The sequence below is a fragment of the Comamonas antarctica genome (assembly GCF_013363755.1).
GTDB classification, from domain to species: domain Bacteria; phylum Pseudomonadota; class Gammaproteobacteria; order Burkholderiales; family Burkholderiaceae_C; genus Comamonas; species Comamonas antarctica.
On sequence record NZ_CP054840.1, the window covers coordinates 1,291,699 to 1,315,241 of the forward strand.

Here is a 23,543-nt window from a genome sequence, read left to right on the forward strand (position 1 = left end):
TCACTGCCCCAGCAAGTCCAGCGAGAGGAAACCGGTCAGTATCACGGCGTTCATCAGGTCCACCAGGAAGGCGCCGGCCAGCGGCACGATCAGGAACGCGCGCGGCGCCGGACCATGCTTGGCCGCGATCGCCTGCATGTTCGCGATGGCCGTCGCGGTCGAGCCCAGATTGAAGCCGATGAAGGCGGCCGAGGTCACGGCAGCCTCGTAGTCGCGGCCCATGACGCGAAAACAGACGAAAACCGCGTAGAGCGCGATGATGATCGTATGCGCCGCCAGGATGGCCAGCAGCGGCCCGGCCGTGCGCGCGACCTCGACCAGGTTCAGCGCCATCATCGTCATCACCAGGAACAGCGCCAGGCACAGGCCCGAGATCAGCTCGGTGGCTCGGTCGTCGAAGTGCAGCCCCACCAGCGGCGCCAGGTTGCGCACGGCCACGCCTACCAGCATGCACCACAGGAAACCGGGCACGGTCATCGGCAGATCCTGCATTTGCTGCGCCAGCCACTGGCCCAGGATGACCGCGCCGAGAATGCCGGCCAGCGCGCCCGCCACGCCCAGCGCCGACACCGCGCGCGCTTCGGCCTGCGGCCCGGCGGCCTGCGCCTCGGCCTGGTCCAGCCCGAGCCGGTGGCGCCTGATGAGGAACTGCGCGACCGGTCCCGCGACGATGCCGCCCAGGATGAGGCCCACGGTGGCCGAGGTCATGGAAAGCTCCATCACCGACTGCAGGTTGTTGACCTCGGCAAAGCGCTCGGCATAGGCCGCGCCCGTGCCATGGCCGCCGACCAGCGTGATCGAGCCGACGATGACGCCGTACAGCGGATGCAGGTCCAGCAGCGTGGCCATTGCGAGCCCGACGCCGTTTTGCAGCACGATGAAGGGAAACAGCACCAGCACGAAGCGGCCCAGCGCCTTGCCGCCCTGGCGCAGCAGCCGCAGGTCGGCGCCCATGCCGACGCCGGCAAAGAACATCAGCAGCAGGGTCGGCTTGAGCGTCGTGTCGAGCGCCACCGGCGCCTGCCCGCTGCTGCCCAGCAGCGCCGCCGCCGAGGCGACGGCCGCGAACAGCAGGCCGCCCGTCACGGGCTCGGGAATGTTGTAGCGCGCGAGAAAGCCCACGCGCCGCGTGACGCCCGCGCCGACCAGCAGGCAGGCCACGGCGGCAAACAGCGATTGCAGCGGCGTCAGGGCGAAAGCGTCCATGGGTCTGTCGCGGCGCTTCAGAGCGGCTGGGCCAGCGCGGCTGCTTCGGCGCGGCAGTCGCGCGTGGGCTTGGCGCCGCTGGCCTGCGCCGCGGCCAGCTCCTTCTTTGCGGCCGCGAGATCGCTGCGGAAGGCCGGCTCCGACTGCAGGCGCGCCACGGTGGCGGCGGCGACGAAGCGGCCCTCGAGCACATCGCTGCGCCAGTGGACGTTGCAGATATTGCGGTTTTCGCCAAACGCGCGGCCGCGCGCGGCAATGGCATCGGTGCGCGCGGGCGCGATCTCGATCAGCACCATTGCCCAGGCCCAGCCGATGGCGGTGTGGCCCGAGGGATAGGAGCCGTCCTTGGCCAGGAAGGCCTGTTCCTGCGGCGTGCAGATCGGCGCCTGGTTGGCGACGAATGGCCGGGTGCGCTGGTAGTGGTCCTTGGCCGAGTAGGTGGCCAGCCCCGCGTCGGTCATGGTGCGGCGCAGCAACTGGTACAGGTAGGGAGTGCGGGCCTGGGTCACGGATACACCCAGCACGCAGGAGAAGGTGTCGGCGGCATGCGGAAAGCGCAGGTCGGCGTCCAGCGTGGCTTGCGTCCAGCGCGGCGTGCCGTGCAGCGCCAGGCTCTTGCGCATGATCTCCTCGTCGAACGCAAACGCGCCCGAGCCCGGTGCCGGCGGCGGTGGGATCAGCGCCAGGCTGTTGGGCAGCGCCTCCTTGGACAGGTAGCCCTGCAGGAATCCGGGCAGGATTTCCGGGACCTTGGCCGGCTGCGCGGGCTGCGCCGGGTCGGGGACATGGGCGCAGCCGGCAACGGTCAGCGCGACGATGGCAAGCAATGTTTTCATCTGAGCTCCTTGGGGCGGCGGCCAGGGATGATGGCCTCATCCGGGATAGACAGGAGCCAGCATTACAGGTTGCGGCCGCTTCCAGAATGGCACCTTGGGGCAACGCGCTACGAACCGTGGGCCAATGCCAACGCCGCGCGCCGCGCGGAAGATCCAGCCGCGATCACATCATTACTGGAGGTTCTATGATTCGTGCGTGGCTCTCTATCGCCTTGATGGCGCTGCTGGCTGCCTGCTCCACGCCCCAGCAGGGCGAAACCGAGGTGCGCCTGGGCAAGGTCACGCGCATCGAGGCCGTGACCATCGATGGCGACCACCAGCTGGGCCTGGGTGCCATCATCGGCGCCGTGGCTGGGGGCGTGCTGGGCTATCAGATCGGCAATGGCACCGGCCGCGACGTGGCCACCGTGGCCGGCTCGCTGCTGGGCGCGTATGGCGGCAACAAGGTCCAGAACCACTATGCCAGCCCGCGTCCGGGCCAGCATGTGCTGGTGCTGCTGGACAACGGCGTCTCCGTCGGGATCACCCAGCCGGTGAACTCCGCGCTGGCGGTGGGCGACCGGGCGCGCGTCGAAGGCGTGGGCCAGGACGCCCGCGTGATGCGCTACTGAAGGCGTTCAGCCCGTCAGGAGCAACCCATGTACCCGCACGCCCCCCGCAGCGCCAGCGTCGGCGCCGGACGCTCAGTGCGGCGTGCCATGGGGCGCGAACGACCATTGCGGGTGCGCGCGCAATACCGTGCGCACGAGTTCCGCCACCGAGTCCACCTGCATCTTTTCCATGGCGCGGGCGCGGTGCACCTTGACGGTCTTCTCGGCCGTGCCCAGTTCGGCGGCAATCTGCTTGTTCAGCCGGCCCGACATGACATGGCCAAGGACTTCGCGCTCGCGCGGCGTGAGCGTGGCCAGGCGCGAATCGGTCACCGCGCTGCGCGAACGCTCCTCGCGCTGGGACTGGTCGCGCGCGAAGGCCCGCTCGACAGCCGAGAACAGCAGCGCCTCGTCCACTGGTTTGGTAAGGAAGTCGCAGGCCCCGAATTTCATTGCCGCGGCGCAGGTCGATACGCTGGCCGTACCGGAGAGAAACACCACCGGCATGGACCGGGCACGTGCTGTCAACTGTTGCTGCAGATCGAGTCCCCCCAGACCGGGCATGCACACGTCGAGGACGATGCATCCCTGGCCGTCCGGATCGGCATCGCGCAGGAAATCCTCGGCGCTGTTGAATTCCAGCACCCGGAACATCGCCGAGCGCAGCAGCCACCCGATGGCTTTTCGGACAGCGCTGTCATCGTCGATCAGGTAGACATGCGGCTGCCCGACCACCCCTCCCATGCCAAAGGTCTTGTACGACGCCAAATCATCAGTCTGCATGGTTACCTCCAATAGGCAAGTTTTGGAATGCGGTTGAGACTCAATTGGTTTTCTGTCGGCTGAAATAAGTGTAAAAGGATCCAGTGATTTAACCTGTCTGGCTCATGTTTGGTAACAAATGTTTCCTTCTTTAAGATTTGATGACTTTTTACTAAGTAGTGGCGATATGGGACCAAAGGGCGATGCGTCGGGATAACCCGAGGCTCGACTATTTGTTCCATGCCAATCAACGTCAGTTCGCAACTGTCCGCGCATATTCCCCTGAAGGACGCGCCCGCAGCCGGCCTCAGGGATCCGCGTGCCCTGGCGGCCGCAGTGGCGCTCGGCCTTGCCTACTTTCTCGGTGCCAAGCTGGGCATGACGTTCAGCGCCCGCACCTACCCGGTGTCCCTGTTGTGGCCTTCCAACGCGCTGCTGCTGGGCGCCTTGCTCGTCACGCCTTCGCGCTGGTGGTGGTTGCTGGTTGCGACCATCGTGCCCGCCCATCTGCTGGCGCAATTGCAGTGGGGCATGCCGCTCTCGGTGGCGCTGGTCTGGCTGGTCAGCAATGTGATCGAAGCGGTAACCGGCGCGGCGCTGGCGCGCTGGAGCGCGGGCGGGCGCGTGCGCTTGAACTCGGTGCGCGCCGTCGTGACCTTCCTGGGTGCGGCCAGCGTGGGATCGGTTCTCTCGTCCTACTTCGCCGCAATGTTCCTGCGGCTGGCCGGCGTGGAACTGGATCCGGTCGAGATCTGGCATGCGCGCATGCTCTCCAATATGCTCGCGACGCTCACTTTCACCACCGTGATCGTCGCCTGGTGGGATGCGTCGCGTGGATTGCGGCAGGCAAGCCGCTGGCGGATGGGCGAGGCGGGTGCGCTGTTGCTGCTGCTGGCCATGCTGGGCGTCGCAGCTTTCGGCCTGGGTTGGATACCGCAGGTGTCCAGCACGCAAAGCCTGTGGTATCTGCCGGTGCCGCTGCTGATCTGGGCCGCGGTGCGCTTTGGCCCTGGAATGGCCAGCCTGACTTTCGCGGCTGTGTCGGTCTTGATGGTCTGGGGCAGCACACAGGGGCGCGGGCCGTTCCCTACCGCGCTGGAGCGCAGCGAGGAAATGGCGTTGCAGCTGTTCCTGATCAGCCTGGCGGTGTCGCAGATGCTGCTGGCGGCATTGGTCGAGGAGCGGCGCCAATACGGTCGCCGGCTGTCGGCCTCGCGCGAGCTGTTTTCGCGTGCCGTGCATGCCAGCGCCGATGCCATTGCCATCGCCAATGCCGACACCGGCGTGGTGCTCGAGGCCAACCGCAGCTGGCGCGTATTGCTGCCCCACGAACGCCGGGGCGCAGCGCCGGCGCGCCTTGCGCCGCTGGCGCCCTACCTCGATGCAGCGGATGCAGCCCGGCTGGCAGCGATGCTGGCCGAGGGCGTGGAGGTGCGCGATGTGGAGATGGTGGTGCGCGATGTCAGCGGCCAGGTGCACAACGCGCTGATCACCCTGTCGCCGGTCATGCTGCCGGACCTCGAGTGCATGTTCTTCGTGGTGCGCGATATCACGCCCCAGCGCCAGGCAGAACTCGATGCGCAAGAGCAGCGACAGCAATTGACGCATGCCGCGCGCGTGGCTTCGCTGACCGAATTCTCGACCACGCTGGCGCATGAGATCAGCCAGCCCTTGACCGCGATCCTGAGCAGCGCGCAGGCTGCCCAGCGCTTCGTCGAGCAACAGCCGGGATGCACCCCCGCCATCCGTTCGATCCTCGAGGACATCGTCGAAGCGGACAAGCGCGCGATGGTGTTGATCCAGTACCTGCGGCGCATGGTGAAGAAGGGCAACGCCGAAACCGCGCTGCTGGACCTGAATCAGCTGGTGCAGGACGTGGCGCATTTCATGCGTGGCGAGTTGCTGCGGCGCGACGTGCAGATTGCGCTGAAGCTCGCGCCGGACCTGCCGCCGGTGCGCGGCGACGGTGTGCAGTTGCAGCAGCTGGTGCTCAACCTGATGTCCAATGCCTGCGACGCCATGCAGCACAACGACACGCCACGCTGCCTGACCGTGATCTCGCAGGCTGGCGAACGCGGCGGCGTGCATCTGCAGGTATGCGACACGGGACCGGGCATCAAGGCCGAGCACCGCGCGCGCCTCTTCGAGCCGTTCTTCACCACCAAGAAAAGCGGCCTGGGCCTGTGTCTGCCCATCTGCCAGAAGATTGCCCAGGCGCATGGCGGCTCGCTGCGGCTGCAGCCGCTGGCGCCGCATGGCACGAGTTTCTGGCTGGAGCTGCCACAGGCGTAGTAGCGGGCGCACGCATCGCGCGAATCATTGCCGCGGAAACCCAGGGTAAGGGGCAGCGCGGCTGCCCCTCGTGCCAAGGCGGGGCGCGAACTCCCATGATTTACTGGCTTCAACTCAGCTCGATTCCAGGAGAAAAAGCATGGCACTTTCGCGCTTTCTAAGTCTCATGGCGCTATGGCTGCTGGCGCTGATCGCGCCGCTGGCCCAAGCGCAGGCAGTGGCCGGGGCCGGCGCCGCGCCGCCGCGCACGGCCACCGAGGCCGACTGGCCGCGCACCTTGCGCTCCGGCACGACCGCGCTCACGGTCTATCCGCTGCAGGTCGAGCATTGGGACGGCTGGCGGCTGCTGGGCCGCGTGGCGGTCCGCGCCGAGGTCGGCGACAAGTCCCCGCGCAGCTACTACGGCGTCGCCGATGTCCAGGCCCGCACGCTCGTGGACAAGGGCCGGCGCACGGTCACGCTCGACCAGCTCAAGCTCGACGGCATCGACTTCCCCGCCGCCGCGCCTGCGGAAAAGGCGCGCCTGTCGCGGCTGCTGACCAGCCAGGTCGGCGCGCGCGCGCGCGTCGTGCCGCTGGACCGGCTCGAGGCCTCGCTGGCCGTGACGCAGGAGACCGGGCTCGCGGCGCACACGCGGCTGCGCAACGACCCGCCGCAAATCCTTTTCAGCGAGACCCCCGCGATCCTCGTGCCGCTCGACGGCGAGCCGGTGCTGCGGCCGCTGCGCGGCACGCAACTCGAGCGCGTGGTCAACACCCGCGTGCTGCTGCTGCGCGATTCGGGCCAGCGTTTCTATCTGCGCCTGTTCGATGGCTGGATGGGCGCGGCCACGCTGGCCGGCCCCTGGGGCGTGGTGCCCGAGACGCCCGAGCTGGCGCTGGCGCTGAAGAACGCCACGGCGGACCGCCTGGTCGACCCGCTGTCGGGCCGCACCCAGCCGGGCCAGCAGGTGCCATCGCTGGCCAGAACCGTGCCGCAGATCTTCGTCGCGACCCGGCCCACCGAGCTGGTTGTGCTAGAAGGCGCGCCGCGCTACGTGGCGGTGCCTGGCACGCGCCTGCAATATGCGGAGAACACCACCGGCAACCTGTTCCGCCACGAGGGCGACAACACCGTCTATGTGCTGCTGTCGGGCCGCTGGTACCGTGCCGCCAGCCTGAGCGGGCCCTGGAGCTATGTCGCCGCGAATGCCTTGCCGCCCGACTTCGCGCAGATTCCCGACGACAGTCCCAAGGAGAACGTGCTGGCCGCGGTGGCGGGCACGGCGCAGGCACGCGAGGCGGCGATTGCCGCGGGCGTGCCTCAGACGGCCTCGGTGAGCGCCAGCGGCGCGCACATGACGGCGCCGCGCTTCGATGGCGACCCGGTGCTGCGCCCGATTCCTCCGACCTCGCTGCAGTACGTGAGCAACAGTGCCACTCCTATCGTGTTCGCGGGCAGCGCGGGCTACCTCGCGGTGGAAAACGGTGTCTGGTTCCAGGCGTCCTCGCCGCGCGGGCCGTGGCGCGCGGCGCGCAGCGTGCCCGCGGAAATCTACGCGATTCCGCCCGACTCGCCGCTGTACTACGTCACGTTTGCGCGCATCTACGACGTGGACGGCGACATCGTCCATGTCGGCTACACGCCGGGCTACCAGGGCACCTATATCGACCCGGTCACGGGCACCGTGGTCTACGGCACGGGCTATGTCTACGACCCCTGGGTGGGCACGGTCTGGGTCGGCCAGCCCGTGACCTATGGCTTTGGCGCCTCCGTGGCCTATACGCCATGGACCGGCTGGGCGGTGTCGTTCGGCTTTGGCTGGGCCTGGGGCGCGGCGATGAGCGCGGCCGGCTGGGGCTGGGGGCCGTACCCCTGGTGGGGCCCGTGGGGCTGGGGCTGGGCCTGGGGCCCGGATACCTATCCCTGGTATCCGGCATGGGGCTCGGCCGTGGGCCCGGCGGGAGGGGCAGCGGCATGGGGGCCTGGCGGCTGGGCAGGCTACTCCGGCAACATCTACCGCAACTGGAGCAACGTCGCCACGGTGTCGCGCGTGGGTGGCGGCTATGACGCCTGGACCGGCAATGCCTGGGCCCAGCGCGTGGGCACCGCGTACAACTCGCGCACCGGGGTCGCGGCCGCGGGCCAGCGCGGCGTGGTGCAAAACGCCTATACCGGCAACTTCGTCGCCGGCGAGCGCGGTGTCGCCACCGGCCCGGGCGGCAGCGCCATTGGCGGCAACCGCGTGGTGGCGGGCAACCCCTACACCGGCAACCAGGTGAACGCCAACCGCGGCGCGGCCTACAACGCCAGCACCGGCCAGGTGACGCGTTTCGGCGGCATCCGCGGCGACCAGGGCGCAGTAGGCCATATCGGCGACGATGTCTATGCGGGCCGCAACGGCGATGTCTATCGCCACACCGATGCGGGCTGGGAGCAGCATACGAGCGGCGGCGGCTGGCAGCCGGTGCTGGGCTCGGCCCAGGGCCAGGCGACGCGCAATGCCACCGGCGGCCTGGGCGGCGCGCAGCGCACCGCGCCGGCGCAGGGCCAGTTCCAGAACCTCGACCGCGAGCGCGGTGCGCGTTTCAACGGCGCGACCCGCAGCCAGGGGTTGATGCAGTCGCATGCCAACCTGCAGCAGCAGTTTGGCGGCCGGGGCTTTGGCGGCGGTTTTGGCGGCCGCATGGGCGGGGGGCGCCTGCGGCGCTAAGCGTCTGGGGGGCGCAATACACGCGCCTCAAACCGTTCGAATCGACAAGCCGGGAGCCTTGCTCCCGGCTTTTTTTTGGCCTGCGGACCTTGCGGACCGATGAGGCTGCAGGCGGACGGATCAGGGACCGGGTCGCGCCGTGGCTGGAGCCAGGCCACTGCTGCCAGCGATTGCTTGCCGGCCTTGCGCGCGCAATCTCGCGCCCGGCTCCTACTGCAGGCTTGATCTGCAGGCCTGGCGCGAACCGATGCCTGGGCTATCGACGCAAGGCCCAGCGCTGCGGGACCGCCCAGACGCACCGCGGGCTTGCGGCCCGGCATTTCTGCCCGGCAGCAAGCCCGCAAGGATCTCTCGGAGGGAGGTCAGTCGGAGGCCGTCGCGGCTTCGCTCATCTTCGCCATCGCGTCGTCAATGGTGAAGCTGTTGGGCTTTTGTATCGCCGGGAATTCCTTGAAGGTCTCGGCAAACTTGGCCGCCGCCGCCTGCGCCACGAAGATGAAATAGCCGTTGTGCAGGAACCAGTCGTAATAGGTGTTGGACGTGATGTCCGCGTACTCGTAGGGATCGGTGCGCAGGTTGAACATCTTCGGCAGGCGCAGCCGCACGAAGGGTTCCGCCCATACGGCCATGGTGCCGCGCACGCGCTGCTCCATGAACACGATCTTCCAGTTGTCGAAGCGCATGCCCAGCACATCGCCGTCGTCGCTGAAATAGAAGAAGAACTTGCGCGGCCCTTCCTTCGCCTGTCCCGTGAGATAAGGCAGGAAGTCATATCCGTCGATATGGTTCTTGTAAGTGCGCCCGATGGCCTCGTAGCCGGATTTCAGCTTCTCGGGCACATCGGGCGCGCCCGCGGCGCTCAGAAAGGTCGGCAGCCAGTCGTGGTGCTGGATGATCTCGTTGCAGACCGAGCCCGCCTTGATCTTGTTCGGCCAGCGCAGCAGCAGCGGCACGCGGAACGCGCCTTCCCAGTTGGTGTTCTTTTCGCTGCGAAATGGCGTCGTGCCGGCATCGGGCCAGCTGTTGCGGTGCGGGCCGTTGTCGGTGGAGTACTGGACCAGCGTGTCCTCGGCGATGCCCAGCTCGTCGAGCAGGTCCAGCATCTGGCCGACATTCTTGTCATGGTCCACCATGGTGTCGTGGTAGGGCGACTGCCAGCGCCCGGCCTGGCCCAGGCTGGATTTCTTGGTGTGCGTGAACAGGTGCATGTGGGTGGTGTTGAGCCACACGAACCAGGGCTTGCCGGCCGCGTTCTGGCGCTTGATGAAGTCGGTTGCGGCTTCGACGAACTCGTCATCGCAGGTTTCCATGCGCGCCTTGGTCAGCGGGCCGGTGTCCTCGAGCTTCTGCTTGCCGACGCGGCCCCAGCGTTCCATCTCGGTGGGATCGTCCTTGTCGGTGGCCCAGGAGTGCATGACGCCGCGCGGACCGAAGCGCTCCTTGAACGCCGGGTCCTTGGGATAGTCGTCCATCTCGGGCTCTTCCTCGGCGTTGAGGTGGTAGAGGTTGCCGAAGAACTCGTCGAAGCCATGGTTGGTGGGCAGCATGTGGTTCAGGTCGCCGAGGTGGTTCTTGCCGAACTGCCCGGTGGCATAGCCCTGTTCCTTGAGCAGCGCGGCGATGGTCACGATCTTCTCCGACATGCCGATCGGTGCCGCGGGAATGCCGACCTTCGACAGCCCGGTGCGGTAGACGCTCTGCCCGGTGATGAACGACGAGCGGCCGGCGGTGCAGGACTGCTCGCCATAGCTGTCGGTGAACAGCATACCTTCGGAGGCGATGCGGTCGATGTTGGGCGTCTGGTAGCCCATCAGCCCATGGGTGTAGCAGCTCAGGTTGGACTGGCCGATGTCATCTCCCCATATGACGAGGATATTCGGTTGCTTGTTGCCTGGATTGGACATCTTCAAAGCTCCTTCTTGGTTGACGGACGATCGACAAGCGCCTTGCGGCGCCAATTGGCATAGGGAATGGACACCAGAAACGCGAGCAGGAAGACCAGCAGCACCGCGCCCAGTTCCGCGCGGGGATTGGGCGCGGTATGCAGGATGGCGAGGGCAATGGCCGGATGGCGCGTGGTGTTGGTGAGCGCGAGCACGGTGCGGTCGCCCGCGTCGGGCCCGCCCAGCAGGTGGCCGGCGGCAATGCCGAAGGCGTAGAGCGCGATGATCACAAGCAGCGTGCCCACGCTCATCAAGGCCAGCATGGCCTTGCCTTCGCCCCACAGCACCGGCAGGAATGCCAGCACCAGCAGTACGCTCGAGACCACGCTGATCGGCTTGGCCAGCCGGTCGGCCAGCTTCGGTGCGCGGGCGCGCAGCACGATGCCCAGCACCAGCGGCAGCAGGATGGAGGTGAGGACGATTTCCGCGAGCTTGGCGTTGGATACTTCCAGCGGCCGATGGAAGGTGTTCGACAGCAGCCACGCTGCCACGGGAATGAAGACCAGCGAGAAAATGCCAGTCACGGCCATCAGGCCGAAGGTGTACGAAGGCGCGCCGCCGGAATCGATTTCCTTTTTCGGCAGGATCGGCGGCACGGGCGACAGCGCCAGCGCGATCAGCGCGATCTCCAGCGGCCGGGGCAGGTCGAACACCAGCGCCACGGCGACGGCGGCCAGCGGCATGATGATGAAGACCGCGAGCAGCGAGCGTGCCAGCAGGCCGGGCTGATGCAGTAGCCAGGTCAGGTCCTTGGGGCGCGCCTGCAGCGCCACCGACAAAAGAATGCCGGCCATGCTGAGTTGCAGCGCGAGTCCGATGAGCTGGAGGGTATTCATGCTGCTCACTTGTCGAAGATGAAGGTGGCCTGGGCGCGCACGAACCAGGTGCCGGCGTTGTCGGGCCGCACCACGTTGTAGCCCGCGCCGACGACGAAATTGATCGGCGCGCCCTTGGCGGGCTTGACCAGCGTCGAATAGGTCATGCCCACCGGCACCGTCCAGCGCTGGCTGGAGCGCGACTCCTCCCAGTTCGCGGTGATGGTGCCGAGGTAGCCGACGGTGTGCACCGGGCTCAGCCGGTAGCTGACGATGGGCTGGATCTGCATCTGGTTCACCTTGGCGCGCGACTCGTCGCCGGCAAAGGACCAGAGCTGCGTCACCAGCGCGCCAACCGACCATTTCCCGGGCTGCGCCAGCACCAGCGCCGACGGTCCCGCGGCCCATTTGCCCGAGCCGAGCCGTTCATCGGTGGCGGTGCGCATCTGCAGCATCGGCCCTACGCCCCAGATCGCTCCACCCGCGGGCTTGACGGGCGAGAAGAAGCCTTCATAGGTGATGTCGCCCAGGCCATTGACGCGGTCTTGCGTGGGCGTGAGCGCCGGGCTCGAGACCACGGGCACGATCACGCGGTTGATCAGGCGCCAGTTCTCGCTGATGCGCACCGGGTAGACCGGCTGGAAATTCACGACATGCTGCGGCCGCTCCTGCGGCCCGGTCTTCAGGGTGCTGGTGAGCTGGATAGGCACCGAGATCATGTCGGCGACCGGGTTGGCCAGCTTCTTTTGCAGCTCTTCATCGGCCCGGGCGGGCAGGGCGGCCACGCAGGCCAGGGCGCAGGCGGCAATGGGGAGAATCTTCATTGGCGCCTCACTTTCCCAGCGGCACCAGCAGCGTGGCCCAGGCGTTCCAGCCTTCGGCACGGTTTTTCGCGTCGAATTCCTTGTAGGCCTTCAGATTGAGGTACATCTTGCGGCCGCCCCAATCGAAGAAGTAGCCCAGCTGCGGGCCGATGGCCGTGACCTGCGACTTGAACTCCCCGAGCTTGGCGCCCGAGCCCGAGTCGCCCGTGAGCTGGTGGTAGAAATAGCCCACCGCGCCCACGAACACCTGCTGCGACACGAAATGCGAGGCTGCCCAGTCCAGGTGCATGGAGGTGCCGTTCTTGTAGTCGGTGTCCTTGTTCCTCCAGTTGTGGGTGAAGCCCAGCACCGCCGAGAACTCGTTTTTCTTGTCGAAGTAGGTATAGCCGCCACCCGCGTCGAGCGACCAGTGGTTCACGCCGACATTCGCCAGCCGGCCGGCGGTGTACGCGCCCACAGGGATTCCGCCCATGGTGTAGGCCATGAAGTTGTGCACGCCGCGGTTCCACTTCAGCGAGGCCGTCGGATAGAGGTCGGCAGCGCCGTTGAGCGAGTCGTGCTCGCTGCCCGAGACCTGGCCGCCGCCGGGGCCGGTCACGGTGGCCTGGATATTGGTTTTCATGTGCGCGCCGCCAATGCCCATGCCCACGGCAGCCTGCGCACCCCAGACCGGCTTCTCGAAGGTATAGGTCGGCACGGCCAGCACCAGGTCGGCACGCGCTTTCAGGCCCAGTGCGACACGCCCGCCGCGCGTGAACGCCGCATCGCGTCCACCCTTGGCCGAAGTGTGGACGTAGAGGACGGGCATCGACCAGCCAGCCTCGCCCGGCACCGCCGCCAGGCTGCCCATCTGGCCGGGCAGCCAGAAGCTGATGCCACCTTCATCGGCGCGCGCCGGGCCTGCCAGTACAGCGGCAATGGCCGCGCCCGCCGAAATGCTTTTGATTGCCGCCCGCAAGTGCATATGCCGCCCCTTTTCGTAAAGCCTCTGAGCCTGTGGAAAATTGTCAGCCGCGCCGAAAGCGCTGAAATTGGCCCTTGGTCCCATAGAGCGTTCGGCGTGCTCAGCGCAGCAGCGACGCCAGCGCCGCCAGCAGCACGTCGAAGGGAATCACCAGCAATACGACCGGCACCAGGGGCAGCAGGGTCGCGGCCGCGAGCGCCACGGCGCTCAGCAGATCCACCGGCACGACGCGCAGCGCGTGGATCCGGTCGACCACCTGGTAGAGATCCGCGGCCGCGGAGAAATCGCCGGTATCGAGCAGGTCGCCGCAGCGCGTCGGCGCGCCCTCGGAAAACCATTTCGCCTCGAACGCGCGGCCGAACTCGCTGGCCAGCGCGGCGTAGTCGCGCACCCCGCGCCACCAGGTGCGCATCAGCCGGGTGGAGAACAGCAGCAGCGGCGCGCCGCACAGCAGCAGCATGCCGGCCACCGCACCGATGATGGCCATCCTGTGGTCGGCGAGCGGGATGCCGCCGTGCACGGTACGGTTGGCGATGGCGCCGGCCATCATGGCGCCGAAGGCCGCGGCAAACGGGCTGAACCCGCGCAGGGAATAGCCCACGAAGCCGATTCCACCGGCCTGGTCGGGATGCACCGGCACCAGGCACAGCGGCAGCTGGGAGACGCGCCACAGGAACCGGCTCCAGCGCGCGAGCCGCCACAGCCAGCCCAGCAGCAGCATCAGCAGCAGCGGCAGGCTCACGCAGGCGTTCCACCAGCCGGCCAGCGACAGCTGCGCGCCCGCGCGGTGCCAGGCCGGCAGTTCGTGCCACGGCAGGGCATGGGTGAGCACCGTGCTGAGCAAGAGGGCGATGCACAGCAGCGCCACGGCCGGCCAGCGCCGCGCGTGGCGCCGCCGCGTCGCGGCCACCAGCTGCGCAAAATGCTGGCCGCCGGGATCGGCGTCGTTGCACAGCGTTCCCAGCCGCTGCGCAATGCCGCCCAGAACCGCCATGCATACCCCCGTGCCCGCGATCAGGAGCGGACCGGCGCCCAGGTAACGCCCGATGGCGCCGAAATCGAGCAACAGCGTGCCGGCGGTGCCGGGCGCATAGAGCGTGCCCTCATGGGACGCCAGCAGGCACAGCGGCAGCCAGGCGACGGCGACGAAGGCGGCGATGCGCAATGGGGTATGGGCTTTCCAGGCCGCCAGCCGGGAGGCGAGGCGCCCGTCATCGAGCGGCGCCGGCAAGCGCTCCTGGAACAGCCCCTCGGTCAGGTCCATGTCTTCCACACGCGTCTCCTCATTGCCTTGTGGCCGGGACCTGAAGCATCGCCGCGCGCCCCTGCTGCGGCCTATGGGACCTTCGTCCAATTCAACGCCACAGACGCGTGCCGATACTGTGCCGCATGGCTGTAGTTCATCTCATCAACAGTGACGAGCACACCCGCTGCGCGACCGGCAGCCTGCTGGCGGCTGCGGGCTACAAGGTGCATACCTATGCCGTGGCCGGCGACTATCTGGTCATGGAGCCGGACAACGAGGTCGGCTGCCTGCTGCTGTCGCTGCACCTGCCCGGCGTGAACGGCCTGAAGTTCCAGGCGGCGCTGCGCCGCTATCCGGCCTACGAGCGCCCGATCATCTTTCTCACCGCCAACGCCGATGTGGCTTCGACCGTGCAGGCCATGCAGGCGGGCGCGCGTGACTTCCTCACCGAGCCCGTGGATGGCGAGACGCTGCTGGCCGCCGTGCGCGCCGCGGTCGAGCACGACCAGCGCCGGCGCGCCAACCAGGCGCTGTGCGATTTCGTGCGCAGCAGTATTGCCGCGCTCAGCGAGCGCGAGCGCAAGGTGCTCGACGGCATTGCCCAAGGGCGGCTCAACAAGCAGCTGGCGGTGGAACTGGGCGTCAGCGAACGCACCATCAAGGCCGACCGTTCGCAGGTGATGCACCGCCTGGGCGTGCGCTCCCTGGCGGAGATGGTGAAGTTGCTAATCGAGGCACGCTGCGACCGCGGCGGCTTCTCCTGAAAGGTGAATCCATGAAACATGCGATCCTGGCCTGGGGGCTGGCCTTTGCCGGTGCCCTCGGAACCGTCTCCGCGATGGCGCAAACCGCGGCCGCGCCGACGTTGCTCGAACCCCAGGCCGTCGAGGCGCTGCGCAAGATGGGGCGCCATCTGCAGTCGCTGCAGTCGTTCAGCCTCAAGGCCCAGACTGCCACCGACCAGGTGCTGGTGAACGGACAGAAGGTGCAGCTGGATGCGGCGTTGACGCTATGGGCACACCGGCCCAACCGGCTGCGCGTCGACTTCGAGAGCGACCGGCGCCAGCGCCAGTTCTACTACGACGGCAGGTCGGTCACGGTCTATGGCAAGGCCTCGAACTACTACGCCCAGTTCGCGGCGCCGCCGACGCTCGACCAGCTGTTTGGCCGGGTCTTCGAGGAATTCGGCATCGATCTGCCGCTGGCCGATCTGTTTGCCTGGGGCGATCCCGCGGCCAAGCCCGAACAGCTGATCACCGCCCTGGCCATCGGCCCGGCCACCGTGCGCGGCGTGCCCTGCGAGCAGTACGCGTTCCGCCAGGACGGCCTCGACTGGCAGCTCTGGATCCAGCGCGGCGCCCAGCCCCTGCCGCGGCGCCTGGTGCTCACCACCACCGATGACCCGGCGCGCCCGCAGTACACGGTGGACCTCGACTGGGTGCCTGGCGACACCCCGCCGGATTCGACGTTTGCCTTCGTGCCCCCGGATGGAGCGCAAGCCATTCAAGCGGTGCGCGCCAACGCGATTGCCAACACCGCCCGGTAACCAGGAGCCACGCCATGAAACTGATCTCGATTCCCGCTGCCATGTGCGCACTGCTGGTGCTGGCTCCAGCCATGGGCGATGCCAGGGAAGTCCGGTCGGCCGCGCGCACCTCCGTGCACCAGAACCGCCCGCCGCCGCCGCCCGGTCATCCCATCCCGCCCCGCAATGTCAACGTGAACCACCATGTCGATATCGACGTCGACGTGGACGACCACTACCATCCCTGGGCCACGGCGGCGGCCGTGACCACCGCCGCTGTGGTGACCGGCGCGGTGATCGGCTCGATGGTGCGTTCCGTGCCGCCCAACTGCAACACCGTCGTGGTCAACGGCATTTCCTACAGCCAGTGCGGCAACACCTGGTACCAGCCGCAGATGCAGGGCAGTTCGGTGACCTATGTGGTCGTCAACCCACCGCGCTAGCCGGCGCACCCGGCGGCTCGGCGGGGCCTGCGCGCTGTTGCTGTCTTGCGGCGCGGCCTGGGGCCAGAGCACCGCGGCGCTGGGCGACCAGATCGAGACCCAGGCGGTGCGCACGCAGGAGACCGCGGGCCCGCACCCGGTGGACCGCAAGCCCAGCTTCGTGGTCATGCCGATCCCGATGTCGGACCCGATGCTGGGCACCGGGCTCACACTGGCCGCGGCCGCGCTCTACAACCCCAACGGCAGCGAGCGGCCCTGGGTCACGGGGGCAGGCGTGCTGGCCACCAGCAATGGCAGCCATGCCTATGGCGCCTTCCAGCAGGCGAGCTTTCTCGAGGACCGGCTGCGGGTGCTGGCATTTGCCGGCAAAGCCGACATGAACCTGCGCTTCTACGGCATCGGCTCCGCGGCGGGCGAGCAGGGCATCTCGGTGCCCACGCGCGACTCCGGCGACGTGGTGTTGGCGCAGGCGCTGTACGGCGTCACCAAGAACCTCTTCCTCGGCCTGCGCCTGCAAAGCACGCACATCAAGACCGAGCTCGATCTGAGCGAAGTCGGCAACCGGCTGGGCGTGAGCCTGCCTGCCATCGACCTGGACCACCGCACCGTGCTGCTGGGCCCGGCGCTCGACTACGACACGCGCGACAACCAGTTCATGCCGCGCAAGGGCGATTACGCCACGTTGCGCATCGGCTTCTCCAGCCCCAGCCTGGGCAGCGACCTGAGCTACCGCAATCTGCGCGCCGGGTATGCGAGGTATTGGCCGCTGAACCCGCGCTGGACGCTGGCCGGCCGGGTCTCGACCTGCGCCGTGGATGGCCGCGTGCCGTTTCCCGAACTGTGCCTCTATGGCGCGCAAAAGGACTTGCGCGGCTATCCGACCGGGCAATACCGCGACCGCAATCTCTATGCGGCGCAAGCCGAGCTGCGCTGGCATTTCGGCGAGCGCTTTGGCGCGGTGTTCTTTGCCGGCACGGGCGCCGTCGCCCGCAAGTACTCCGAGCTGTTCAAGGAAACGCAGCTGCCGTCGGCCGGCGCCGGCCTGCGCTGGATGGCCAGCAAGAAATACGGCGTGAACGTCAGCGTCGACGTGGCCGTCGGACGCGACGGCCACGCCGTCTATTTCTATATCGGCGAGGCGTTCTAGCGCCCGCCAGCCCCGGTCGTCAGTCGCGCGGCCGGAAGCCGATCGTCAGCGAACTCGGCACCCGTCCGTTGATGTCCCGCGGCAGCGTATCGGTCTTGTGCAGCGCGCGCACCACGGCTTCATCCCAGGCCGCGTTGCCGCTGGACTGGGTCACGCGCACGCTGACGATGGTGCCGTCGGGCGAGGTGCGCACCGCGACTTCGGCGCGCGGGTTGCCGGCGACGTCATCTGGATAGACGATGTTGGGCTTGACCTTGGCCGCGACCTTGGCGCCATAGCCGGCCGAAGGCCCGCCCGTGGCCGAGCCATTGCCCTGGCCCTGGTTCGGGCTGCTGGCGCGCTCGGCGCTGCCACGCGAGGATTCGGAGCCGGCGCCGGCCGCGGCCTGCATGCGCGCCACATTGGCCGCACGGCGTGCTTCGGCCTCCTTGGCTTCCTTGGCGGCTTCTTCCTTCTTGCGCTTGTCCGCGGCCGCCTTGTCGGCCTTGGCTTTCTCGGCCTTGGCCTTTTCTTCCTTCTCGGCTTTTTCCGCGCGCGCTTTTTCTTCGCGTGCCTTTTCCTCACGCGCTTTTTCCTCGCGCTCGGCCTTGGCCTTATCGGCCTTTTCCTGCTTGGCCCGATCGGCCTTTTCCTGCTTGGCCTTTTCCGCCTTCTCGGCTTTTTCCTTCTCCAGGCGTTCCTTCTTCTCGGCCTCGAGTTTTTCGCGGCGCTCCTGTTCCTTCTTCTCGCGCTCGGCCTTGGCTTTTTCGGCCTTTTCGCGCTCGGCCTTTTCGGCGGCTTCGCGCTTTTTCTTGCGCTCCAGCGCGATCTCGGCTTCGTTGTCGTCGTCCTTTGGCGCCACGGCTGGGGGCGGCGGCGGCGGTGGCGCCACCACGGGCGGCGGTGGCGGTGGTGGCGGCTCGGGCTTCACTTCGGGTTCGGGTTTCGGCTCGGACGCTGGCGTCGGCTCGGGCGTGGGCGCCGGCGGAGCCGCTTCCTGCGGCAGGGCCGACCAGATCTCTGCCTCGACGGCGGCCTCCTGCATGGCGGGTGGCGTGCGCACCGCCCACAGCAGCGCCGCCACGAGCAGGCCGTGCGCCACGATCGCCAGAAGCCAGGCGCGCAGGCGCGGCGGCGGTGGAGGCGGGGCGAAGGGATCGTGTTCTGGCGGACGTGGCATGGGAGGCAAAGGCTTTACTGGCTGGATTTGACGTCAAGCGCCACGCGCTTCACGCCGGCGCGCTGCAACTGGGCCATGGTCTGCATGACGGTGTCGTAGCTGAGCGTCTTGTCGGCGGAGATCACGACGGCGCTGTCGTCGGCGGGCTGCTGCGCCTGCCAGGCCTTGGCGGCAAAGCCCAGTTCGTTGAGCAGCACCACCTGCTCGCTGCTGCCGGTCTTGAGGCGGATCGAGCCGTCCTTGTCGATCAGGATGCGCGCCAGGTTCTCGGTCGGCACGCGCGAGGCCTTGCCCGCGCTGGGCACGTTGATCGCGCCGGGCGTGAGCATCGGCGCCGTCACCATGAAGATGATCAGCAGCACCAGCATCACGTCGATGAACGGCACCATGTTGATTTCATTGACGGTGCGGCGCTGGCGGCCGCCACGGGAGGACACTGCAGGCATGGGTTGGCTCCTGGTGGCAGCTCAGTGGCCGGACGCGGTGCTGCTCGCGGTGGCGCCCACGTTGCGCTGCAGGATGTTGGAGAACTCCTCGATGAAGGTATCGAGCTGGTTGGCCACGCGGTCGGTCTGGTGCGCGAAGCGGTTGTAGGCGGTGACGGCGGGAATGGCCGCGAACAGGCCCATGGCCGTGGCCACCAGCGCTTCGGCGATGCCCGGCGCCACCGTGGCCAGCGTGACCTGCTCCATGCTGGCAAAGCCGGTGAACGCGTGCATCACGCCCCACACCGTGCCGAACAGGCCGACATAGGGCGACACCGAGCCCACTGAGCCCAGGAAGGGCAGGCCGGCTTCGATCTCGTCCATTTCGCGCTGCAGGCTGGCGCGCATCGCGCGGCGCGTGCCGTCCATCAGCGTCGAGACGTCGCCGATGCGGCGCTCGCGCAGCTTCTGGTATTCGCGCATGCCGCTGGCGAAGATGCGTTCCATCGGGCCGCCGCGCTTGGCGTTCTGCGCAGCCGAGGCGTAGAGGTCGTTGAGGCTGGTGCCCGACCAGAATTCCTGCTCGAACGCGTCGTTGAACGCGCGCACCCGCTTGAGCAGGTTGGACTTGCGGAAGATCGCCGCCCAGCTGGCCACCGATGCGGCCACGAGGGCCAGCATGACGAGCTGCACGACCCAGCTGGCCTGCAGGACCAGGCTGAAAATGGACATGTTATGGGAGTTCATGAAAGTTGTTCCAGAAGGCTGATCGGTATTCTCATCGGACGCATGTTCGCGCCATTGACCCAGCCGATGCGTATCGAAGCTTCGCTGAGCAGCGCACCGGAGGTCGTTTCCAGGAAAGCTTGCTGGCGTATTGTCATCGACGCACGGCCACTGGCCTCCAAGCGCGCGGTAACCAAAAGTTGGTCGTCGAGCCGCGCGGGCCGCAGGTACTCGACCTGCGCCTGGGTTACGACAAACATGCCGCCGGTTTGTTCCCGCAACTTTTGCTGCTCGATACCCAGCGAGCGCAGCCATTCGGTGCGCGCACGTTCGTAGAACCTCAGGTAGTTGGCATAGAACACGACGCCGCCGGCATCGGTGTCTTCCCAGTAGACGCGGATCGGGAGAGCGAAATCCATGCGCGCTCAGCCCAGCAGCACCTGCAGGCGGCGCACCGCCTCCTGCAGCTGGGGCAGCGAATTGGCCGTGGAAAAGCGCACGTAATTCGCCGTCTCATGGCTGCCGAAGTCGCGCCCCGGCGTGATCGCCAGGTGCGCGCGCTGCATCAGCGCATACGCGAAGTCCCAGCTGCCCTCCACACCCAGCTTGCGCGCGGCGTCGCTGCAGTCGGCCCAGGCGTAGAACGCGCCATCGGGCATGACCGGCACGCGCAGGCCGAGCTTGTCCAGTTCCGGGATGAAGTAATCGCGGCGCGCCTTGAATTCGGCGCGGCGGCGCTCGTACTCGGCAATGCTGTCGGGCTCGAAACAGGCCAGCGCCGCATGCTGGGCAATGGTGCTGGCGCAGATGAACAGGTTCTGCGCCACGCGCTCGATGGCCGGCACCAGCGCCTCGGGCACGACCATCCAGCCCAGGCGCCAGCCGGTCATGTTGAAGTACTTGCTGAAGCTGTTGATGCTGATCAGGTCCTCGCCCAGCGCCAGCGCGGTCTGGGAGTAGGCCGGATCGTAGGACAGCCCCAGGTAGATCTCGTCGATGATCGTCAGCCCGCCGCGCGCGCGCACCACGTCGTGGATGCGGCGCAGCTCGTCGGGCGCGATCGAGGTGCCCGTGGGATTCGACGGCGAGGCCAGCAGCACGCCGCGCGTCTTCTCGCCCCAGGCCTCGGCGACCTTGTCGGCGCTGAGCTGGAAACGCTCGGCGGCCGTGGTGGGAATCAGCACCGGAGTGCCCTCGGCCGCGCTCACGAAATGCCGGTTGCACGGATAGCTCGGGTCGGGCATCAGGATCTCGTCGCCCGCATTGACCAGCGCCAGGCAGGCCAGCTGCAGCGCGGCCGAGGCGCCGGCCGTGACGACGATGCGCCGCGCGGGCACATCGGCGCCGAAGCGCTGCGCATACCACTGGCTGATGCGCTCGCGCAGCGCGTCGAGGCCCAGCGCCGGCGTGTATTGCGTCTGGCCTTCGGCCACGGCGCGCGCCGCGGCCTGCTGCACCAGCGGCGGCGCGGTGAAGTCGGGTTCGCCGATGTTCAGGAAGATCATCGGCTCGCTGGTGTGCGCCACCTCGCGTGCCAGGGCCTGGGCGGCCTTGGCCACTTCCATCACATAAAACGGCTCAATGCGCTGCGCGCGGTTTGAAACTTGCATGGGCGGGAGGGCGTTGTCGGGAACGGAAAACGGCAGCCGCGGCCAGCGGTGCGCGCGCTGCGCACCGGCTGCGGCCCGGAGCCTGTCAGCCCGCGGCCTTGTCGGCCGCGACTTCGACGCTGCGCAGGCTGGGCGCGAGGCCGTTGAGCACGGCGTTGACGTATTTGTGGCCGTCGGTGCCGCCAAATTCCTTGGCCAGTTCGATGCACTCGTTGAGCACGACGCGCCAGGGCACATCGGGGCAGTGCAGGAACTCATAGGTGCCGATCCACATCACCGCATGCTCGATGGGCGAGATCTCGGCGAGCTGGCGATCGAGCTTGGGCACGATCAGCGCGTCGAGCTCGGCTTCGGTCGTGATGCAGCCGTGCAGCAGCGCGTCGTAATGCGCCGTGTCGGCCTTGTGGAAGCCGGCCAGGTCGCGCGTGAACATGTCGATGGCGGTCGCATCGTTGCGGCCCACGAGATGCTGGTAGAGCGCCTGCAGCGCGAATTCGCGCGCGCGGCTGCGGTTCGATTTCGAGGCTGCCTTGCGCGCGCCGGTGCTGGTGTTGCCGGTGCGCGACTGGCGCGGCGGGCGGCCTGCGGCCGCGGAGGATTGTTCTTCGCTCATGTCAGTTCAGGGTGTCGAGCAGCTGTGCCATTTCGACCGCCACGCGGGCTGCATCGCGGCCCTTGTCGGTCTGGCGCGCAATGGCCTGCTCCATGTTTTCAGTGGTGATGATCGCGTTGGCGATCGGCAGCTGGTAGTCCAGCGACAGGCGCGTCACGCCCGCGCCCGATTCGTTGGCCACCAGCTCGAAGTGGTATGTCTCCCCCCGGATGATGCAGCCCAGCGCCACCAGGGCGTCGTACTGCTCACGTTCGGCCATGGCCTGCAGCGCCACGGGCACTTCCAGTGCGCCCGGGACCTGCACATGGTCGATGTTCTCTTCCTGCACGCCCAGTGCCAGCAGCTCGGCGCGGCAGGCCGCCGCGAGCGCGTTGGTGATGCTTTCGTTGAAGCGGGCCTGGACGATGCCGATGCGCAAGCCTGCGCCGTCGAGTTGCGGGCCGATGCCCTGTTCTGCGCCAAACATGTTGTTATTCCTTGGGGATGTAGCCAGTGATCTCGAGGCCGTAGCCGGTCATGCTGGGCATGCGGCGCGGGTTGCCCATCAAACGCATCTTGTGCACGCCGCAGTCGCGCAGGATCTGCGCGCCGATGCCGTAGGTGCGCAGGTCCATGCGGCCGCGCTCGGGCGCCTGCGCCGAACGCGCGCTGCCGTCGAACTGCGCCAGCAACTGCTCTGCGCTTTCGCCGCAGTTGAGCAGCACGGCCACGCCGCGGCCTTGCGCGTCGAGGTAGCGCAGGCTGCTGTCAAGGCTCCACGAGTGCATCTCGCGGTCGACTTCAAGCAGGTCCAGCAGCGACAGCGGCTCGTGCACGCGCACCGGCACCTCGTCATCGGCGTTCCAGCTGCCCTTGACGAGGGCCAGGTGCACGGAATGGCTGGGCTGGTCGCGGAACACGCGCACCGTGAATTCGCCGAACGGGGTCTGCAGCGGGCGGCTGTCGACGACCTGCAGCAGCGATTCGGTGCGGCTGCGGTATTGGATCAGGTCGGCAATGGTGCCGATCTTCAGGCCATGCTCGGCGGCAAACAGCTGCAGATCGGGCAGGCGCGCCATCGTGCCGTCGTCCTTCATGATCTCGCAGATCACGGCCGCGGGGCTGCAGCCGGCCATGCCGGCCAGGTCGCAGCCGGCTTCGGTATGGCCGGCGCGCATCAGCACGCCGCCAGGCACGGCCTGCAAGGGAAAGATATGGCCGGGCTGGACCAGGTCGTCGGCCTGGGCGTTGGCGGCCACCGCGGCCTGCACGGTGCGCGCGCGGTCGGCGGCGGAAATGCCCGTCGTGACGCCTTCGGCGGCTTCGATGGAGACCGTGAAGGCGGTGGAGTGCTTGGTGCCGTTGCGCGTGGCCATGGGCGGCAGCTTGAGCAGTTCGCAACGTTCGCGCGTGAGCGTGAGGCAGATCAGGCCGCGGCCAAAACGCGCCATGAAATTGATCGCCTCGGGCGTGACATGGTCGGCGGCCAGCACCAGGTCGCCTTCGTTTTCGCGGTCTTCTTCATCGATCAGCACCACCATGCGGCCGGCGCGCATGTGGGCAATGATGTCTTCCACCGGAGAGATGGCTACGGGATGCAGGGGGGAGGTCATGTCGGGCTTTCTTCGGATGCCGGTGCAATCGGACCAGGCAGCGGGCATTCCTGGGAGAACTGTCGCTGGCACTGCAGTGCCCCCAAAGAACGATCGATGCGGGCTGGCCGCTTCAGGGCGGATGCCGGATGGC

At 67.8% G+C, this 23,543-nt stretch carries 23 protein-coding genes; 7 read left to right on the top strand and 16 right to left on the bottom strand.

Annotated elements, in window-relative coordinates:
* The gene (gltS, locus tag HUK68_RS06075) at positions 1 to 1,206 is read right to left on the bottom strand and encodes a sodium/glutamate symporter (protein ID WP_175503392.1); all 1,206 of its coding nucleotides are present in this window, start codon (positions 1,204 to 1,206) and stop codon (positions 1 to 3) included.
* A 17-nt stretch (positions 1,207 to 1,223) separates the two neighbouring features.
* Positions 1,224 to 2,042 carry an acid phosphatase gene (locus HUK68_RS06080; RefSeq protein ID WP_175503393.1) on the bottom strand — a complete coding sequence of 273 codons (819 nt, stop codon included), beginning with the start codon at positions 2,040 to 2,042 and terminating at the stop codon, positions 1,224 to 1,226.
* A 185-nt stretch (positions 2,043 to 2,227) separates the two neighbouring features.
* Between HUK68_RS06080 and HUK68_RS06085 the strand changes: the two genes are divergently transcribed.
* Positions 2,228 to 2,653, top strand: a complete 426-nt coding sequence (locus HUK68_RS06085) for an outer membrane lipoprotein (protein ID WP_175503394.1) — start codon at positions 2,228 to 2,230, stop codon at positions 2,651 to 2,653.
* Between the two features lie 72 nt (positions 2,654 to 2,725).
* On the opposite strand, the gene HUK68_RS06090 is transcribed toward HUK68_RS06085, so the two are convergent.
* Positions 2,726 to 3,415: a response regulator transcription factor gene (locus HUK68_RS06090; RefSeq protein WP_244146268.1), complete on the bottom strand. Its 690-nt coding sequence runs from the start codon at positions 3,413 to 3,415 to the stop codon at positions 2,726 to 2,728.
* Positions 3,416 to 3,634: 219 nt separating this feature from the next.
* Here HUK68_RS06090 and HUK68_RS06095 point away from each other — a divergent pair, with 219 nt between their 5' ends.
* Positions 3,635 to 5,686, top strand: coding sequence for an MASE1 domain-containing protein (locus HUK68_RS06095; protein WP_175503395.1), 2,052 nt, complete (start codon positions 3,635 to 3,637; stop codon positions 5,684 to 5,686).
* Between the two features lie 139 nt (positions 5,687 to 5,825).
* A complete protein-coding gene (locus HUK68_RS06100; protein WP_175503396.1) occupies positions 5,826 to 8,378 on the top strand; it encodes an autotransporter in 2,553 nt (850 codons plus the stop codon).
* A 362-nt stretch (positions 8,379 to 8,740) separates the two neighbouring features.
* Here HUK68_RS06100 and HUK68_RS06105 read toward each other — a convergent pair whose 3' ends face one another.
* From HUK68_RS06105 to HUK68_RS06125, 5 genes are all read right to left on the bottom strand, one after another.
* Positions 8,741 to 10,282: an arylsulfatase gene (locus tag HUK68_RS06105; protein ID WP_175503397.1), complete on the bottom strand. Its 1,542-nt coding sequence runs from the start codon at positions 10,280 to 10,282 to the stop codon at positions 8,741 to 8,743.
* A gap of 2 nt (positions 10,283 to 10,284) precedes the next feature.
* Positions 10,285 to 11,157, bottom strand: coding sequence for a bile acid:sodium symporter family protein (locus HUK68_RS06110; RefSeq protein ID WP_175503398.1), 873 nt, complete (start codon positions 11,155 to 11,157; stop codon positions 10,285 to 10,287).
* Positions 11,158 to 11,162: 5 nt separating this feature from the next.
* A complete protein-coding gene (locus HUK68_RS06115) occupies positions 11,163 to 11,960 on the bottom strand; it encodes a neuromedin U (RefSeq protein WP_175503399.1) in 798 nt (265 codons plus the stop codon).
* A 7-nt stretch (positions 11,961 to 11,967) separates the two neighbouring features.
* Complete coding sequence (locus tag HUK68_RS06120) at positions 11,968 to 12,918, bottom strand: SphA family protein (protein ID WP_208458684.1); 951 nt, start codon at positions 12,916 to 12,918, stop codon at positions 11,968 to 11,970.
* A 106-nt stretch (positions 12,919 to 13,024) separates the two neighbouring features.
* Positions 13,025 to 14,197 carry a hypothetical protein gene (locus tag HUK68_RS06125; RefSeq protein ID WP_175503401.1) on the bottom strand — a complete coding sequence of 391 codons (1,173 nt, stop codon included), beginning with the start codon at positions 14,195 to 14,197 and terminating at the stop codon, positions 13,025 to 13,027.
* Between the two features lie 116 nt (positions 14,198 to 14,313).
* Here HUK68_RS06125 and HUK68_RS06130 point away from each other — a divergent pair, with 116 nt between their 5' ends.
* From HUK68_RS06130 to HUK68_RS06145, 4 genes are read left to right on the top strand one after another with little or no spacing between them, the layout of a single operon-like run.
* Positions 14,314 to 14,934, top strand: coding sequence for a response regulator transcription factor (locus tag HUK68_RS06130; protein WP_175503402.1), 621 nt, complete (start codon positions 14,314 to 14,316; stop codon positions 14,932 to 14,934).
* Between the two features lie 11 nt (positions 14,935 to 14,945).
* Positions 14,946 to 15,716 (top strand): DUF2092 domain-containing protein, encoded by a 771-nt coding sequence (locus tag HUK68_RS06135; RefSeq protein WP_175503403.1) that lies wholly within the window; start codon positions 14,946 to 14,948, stop codon positions 15,714 to 15,716.
* Between the two features lie 14 nt (positions 15,717 to 15,730).
* Complete coding sequence (locus HUK68_RS23160; RefSeq protein ID WP_208458685.1) at positions 15,731 to 16,138, top strand: hypothetical protein; 408 nt, start codon at positions 15,731 to 15,733, stop codon at positions 16,136 to 16,138.
* Positions 16,113 to 17,285, top strand: coding sequence for a BamA/TamA family outer membrane protein (locus HUK68_RS06145; protein ID WP_175503404.1), 1,173 nt, complete (start codon positions 16,113 to 16,115; stop codon positions 17,283 to 17,285). The genes HUK68_RS23160 and HUK68_RS06145 overlap by 26 nt, the downstream gene beginning before the upstream one ends.
* A gap of 19 nt (positions 17,286 to 17,304) precedes the next feature.
* Here the strand turns inward: HUK68_RS06145 and tolA are convergent, their stop codons facing one another.
* The 8 genes from tolA to ribBA all read right to left on the bottom strand — a co-directional run bounded on the left by tolA (position 17,305) and on the right by ribBA (position 23,410).
* Positions 17,305 to 18,444 carry a cell envelope integrity protein TolA gene (gene tolA, locus HUK68_RS06150; RefSeq protein WP_175503405.1) on the bottom strand — a complete coding sequence of 380 codons (1,140 nt, stop codon included), beginning with the start codon at positions 18,442 to 18,444 and terminating at the stop codon, positions 17,305 to 17,307.
* 14 nt (positions 18,445 to 18,458) lie between these two features.
* Complete coding sequence (locus tag HUK68_RS06155; protein ID WP_175503406.1) at positions 18,459 to 18,890, bottom strand: ExbD/TolR family protein; 432 nt, start codon at positions 18,888 to 18,890, stop codon at positions 18,459 to 18,461.
* 21 nt (positions 18,891 to 18,911) lie between these two features.
* Positions 18,912 to 19,616 (bottom strand): protein TolQ, encoded by a 705-nt coding sequence (tolQ, locus tag HUK68_RS06160; protein WP_175503407.1) that lies wholly within the window; start codon positions 19,614 to 19,616, stop codon positions 18,912 to 18,914.
* Entirely contained in the window at positions 19,613 to 20,014 is a 402-nt protein-coding gene (gene ybgC / locus HUK68_RS06165) for a tol-pal system-associated acyl-CoA thioesterase (protein WP_175503408.1), read from the bottom strand. The genes tolQ and ybgC overlap by 4 nt, the downstream gene beginning before the upstream one ends.
* 6 nt (positions 20,015 to 20,020) lie before the next feature.
* On the bottom strand, positions 20,021 to 21,205 hold the full coding sequence (locus tag HUK68_RS06170) for a pyridoxal phosphate-dependent aminotransferase (protein ID WP_175503409.1): 1,185 nt from the start codon (positions 21,203 to 21,205) through the stop codon (positions 20,021 to 20,023).
* A gap of 85 nt (positions 21,206 to 21,290) precedes the next feature.
* Positions 21,291 to 21,818 (bottom strand): transcription antitermination factor NusB, encoded by a 528-nt coding sequence (gene nusB / locus HUK68_RS06175; RefSeq protein WP_175503410.1) that lies wholly within the window; start codon positions 21,816 to 21,818, stop codon positions 21,291 to 21,293.
* 1 nt (position 21,819) lies between these two features.
* Positions 21,820 to 22,284: a 6,7-dimethyl-8-ribityllumazine synthase gene (gene ribH, locus HUK68_RS06180; protein WP_175503411.1), complete on the bottom strand. Its 465-nt coding sequence runs from the start codon at positions 22,282 to 22,284 to the stop codon at positions 21,820 to 21,822.
* A 4-nt stretch (positions 22,285 to 22,288) separates the two neighbouring features.
* On the bottom strand, positions 22,289 to 23,410 hold the full coding sequence (gene ribBA / locus HUK68_RS06185; protein ID WP_175503412.1) for a bifunctional 3,4-dihydroxy-2-butanone-4-phosphate synthase/GTP cyclohydrolase II: 1,122 nt from the start codon (positions 23,408 to 23,410) through the stop codon (positions 22,289 to 22,291).
* Positions 23,411 to 23,543 lie beyond the last annotated feature (133 nt).

What these genes read in the sequence shown, in the direction of transcription:
- HUK68_RS06135 (WP_175503403.1), top strand. Translation starts at nt 14,946, where the DNA reads ATGAAACATGCGATCCTGGCCTGGGGGCTGGCCTTTGCCGGTGCCCTC.
- HUK68_RS06145 (WP_175503404.1), top strand. Translation starts at nt 16,113, where the DNA reads ATGTGGTCGTCAACCCACCGCGCTAGCCGGCGCACCCGGCGGCTCGGC.
- HUK68_RS06155 (WP_175503406.1), bottom strand. Translation starts at nt 18,890, where the DNA reads ATGCCTGCAGTGTCCTCCCGTGGCGGCCGCCAGCGCCGCACCGTCAAT.
- tolA (WP_175503405.1), bottom strand. Translation starts at nt 18,444, where the DNA reads ATGCCACGTCCGCCAGAACACGATCCCTTCGCCCCGCCTCCACCGCCG.
- tolQ (WP_175503407.1), bottom strand. Translation starts at nt 19,616, where the DNA reads ATGAACTCCCATAACATGTCCATTTTCAGCCTGGTCCTGCAGGCCAGC.
- HUK68_RS06105 (WP_175503397.1), bottom strand. Translation starts at nt 10,282, where the DNA reads ATGTCCAATCCAGGCAACAAGCAACCGAATATCCTCGTCATATGGGGA.
- gltS (WP_175503392.1), bottom strand. Translation starts at nt 1,206, where the DNA reads ATGGACGCTTTCGCCCTGACGCCGCTGCAATCGCTGTTTGCCGCCGTG.
- HUK68_RS06170 (WP_175503409.1), bottom strand. Translation starts at nt 21,205, where the DNA reads ATGCAAGTTTCAAACCGCGCGCAGCGCATTGAGCCGTTTTATGTGATG.
- ribBA (WP_175503412.1), bottom strand. Translation starts at nt 23,410, where the DNA reads ATGACCTCCCCCCTGCATCCCGTAGCCATCTCTCCGGTGGAAGACATC.
- HUK68_RS06100 (WP_175503396.1), top strand. Translation starts at nt 5,826, where the DNA reads ATGGCACTTTCGCGCTTTCTAAGTCTCATGGCGCTATGGCTGCTGGCG.
- HUK68_RS06110 (WP_175503398.1), bottom strand. Translation starts at nt 11,157, where the DNA reads ATGAATACCCTCCAGCTCATCGGACTCGCGCTGCAACTCAGCATGGCC.
- HUK68_RS06080 (WP_175503393.1), bottom strand. Translation starts at nt 2,042, where the DNA reads ATGAAAACATTGCTTGCCATCGTCGCGCTGACCGTTGCCGGCTGCGCC.
- ribH (WP_175503411.1), bottom strand. Translation starts at nt 22,284, where the DNA reads ATGTTTGGCGCAGAACAGGGCATCGGCCCGCAACTCGACGGCGCAGGC.
- HUK68_RS06085 (WP_175503394.1), top strand. Translation starts at nt 2,228, where the DNA reads ATGATTCGTGCGTGGCTCTCTATCGCCTTGATGGCGCTGCTGGCTGCC.
- nusB (WP_175503410.1), bottom strand. Translation starts at nt 21,818, where the DNA reads ATGAGCGAAGAACAATCCTCCGCGGCCGCAGGCCGCCCGCCGCGCCAG.
- HUK68_RS06130 (WP_175503402.1), top strand. Translation starts at nt 14,314, where the DNA reads ATGGCTGTAGTTCATCTCATCAACAGTGACGAGCACACCCGCTGCGCG.
- ybgC (WP_175503408.1), bottom strand. Translation starts at nt 20,014, where the DNA reads ATGGATTTCGCTCTCCCGATCCGCGTCTACTGGGAAGACACCGATGCC.
- HUK68_RS06090 (WP_244146268.1), bottom strand. Translation starts at nt 3,415, where the DNA reads ATGCAGACTGATGATTTGGCGTCGTACAAGACCTTTGGCATGGGAGGG.
- HUK68_RS23160 (WP_208458685.1), top strand. Translation starts at nt 15,731, where the DNA reads ATGAAACTGATCTCGATTCCCGCTGCCATGTGCGCACTGCTGGTGCTG.
- HUK68_RS06095 (WP_175503395.1), top strand. Translation starts at nt 3,635, where the DNA reads ATGCCAATCAACGTCAGTTCGCAACTGTCCGCGCATATTCCCCTGAAG.
- HUK68_RS06115 (WP_175503399.1), bottom strand. Translation starts at nt 11,960, where the DNA reads ATGAAGATTCTCCCCATTGCCGCCTGCGCCCTGGCCTGCGTGGCCGCC.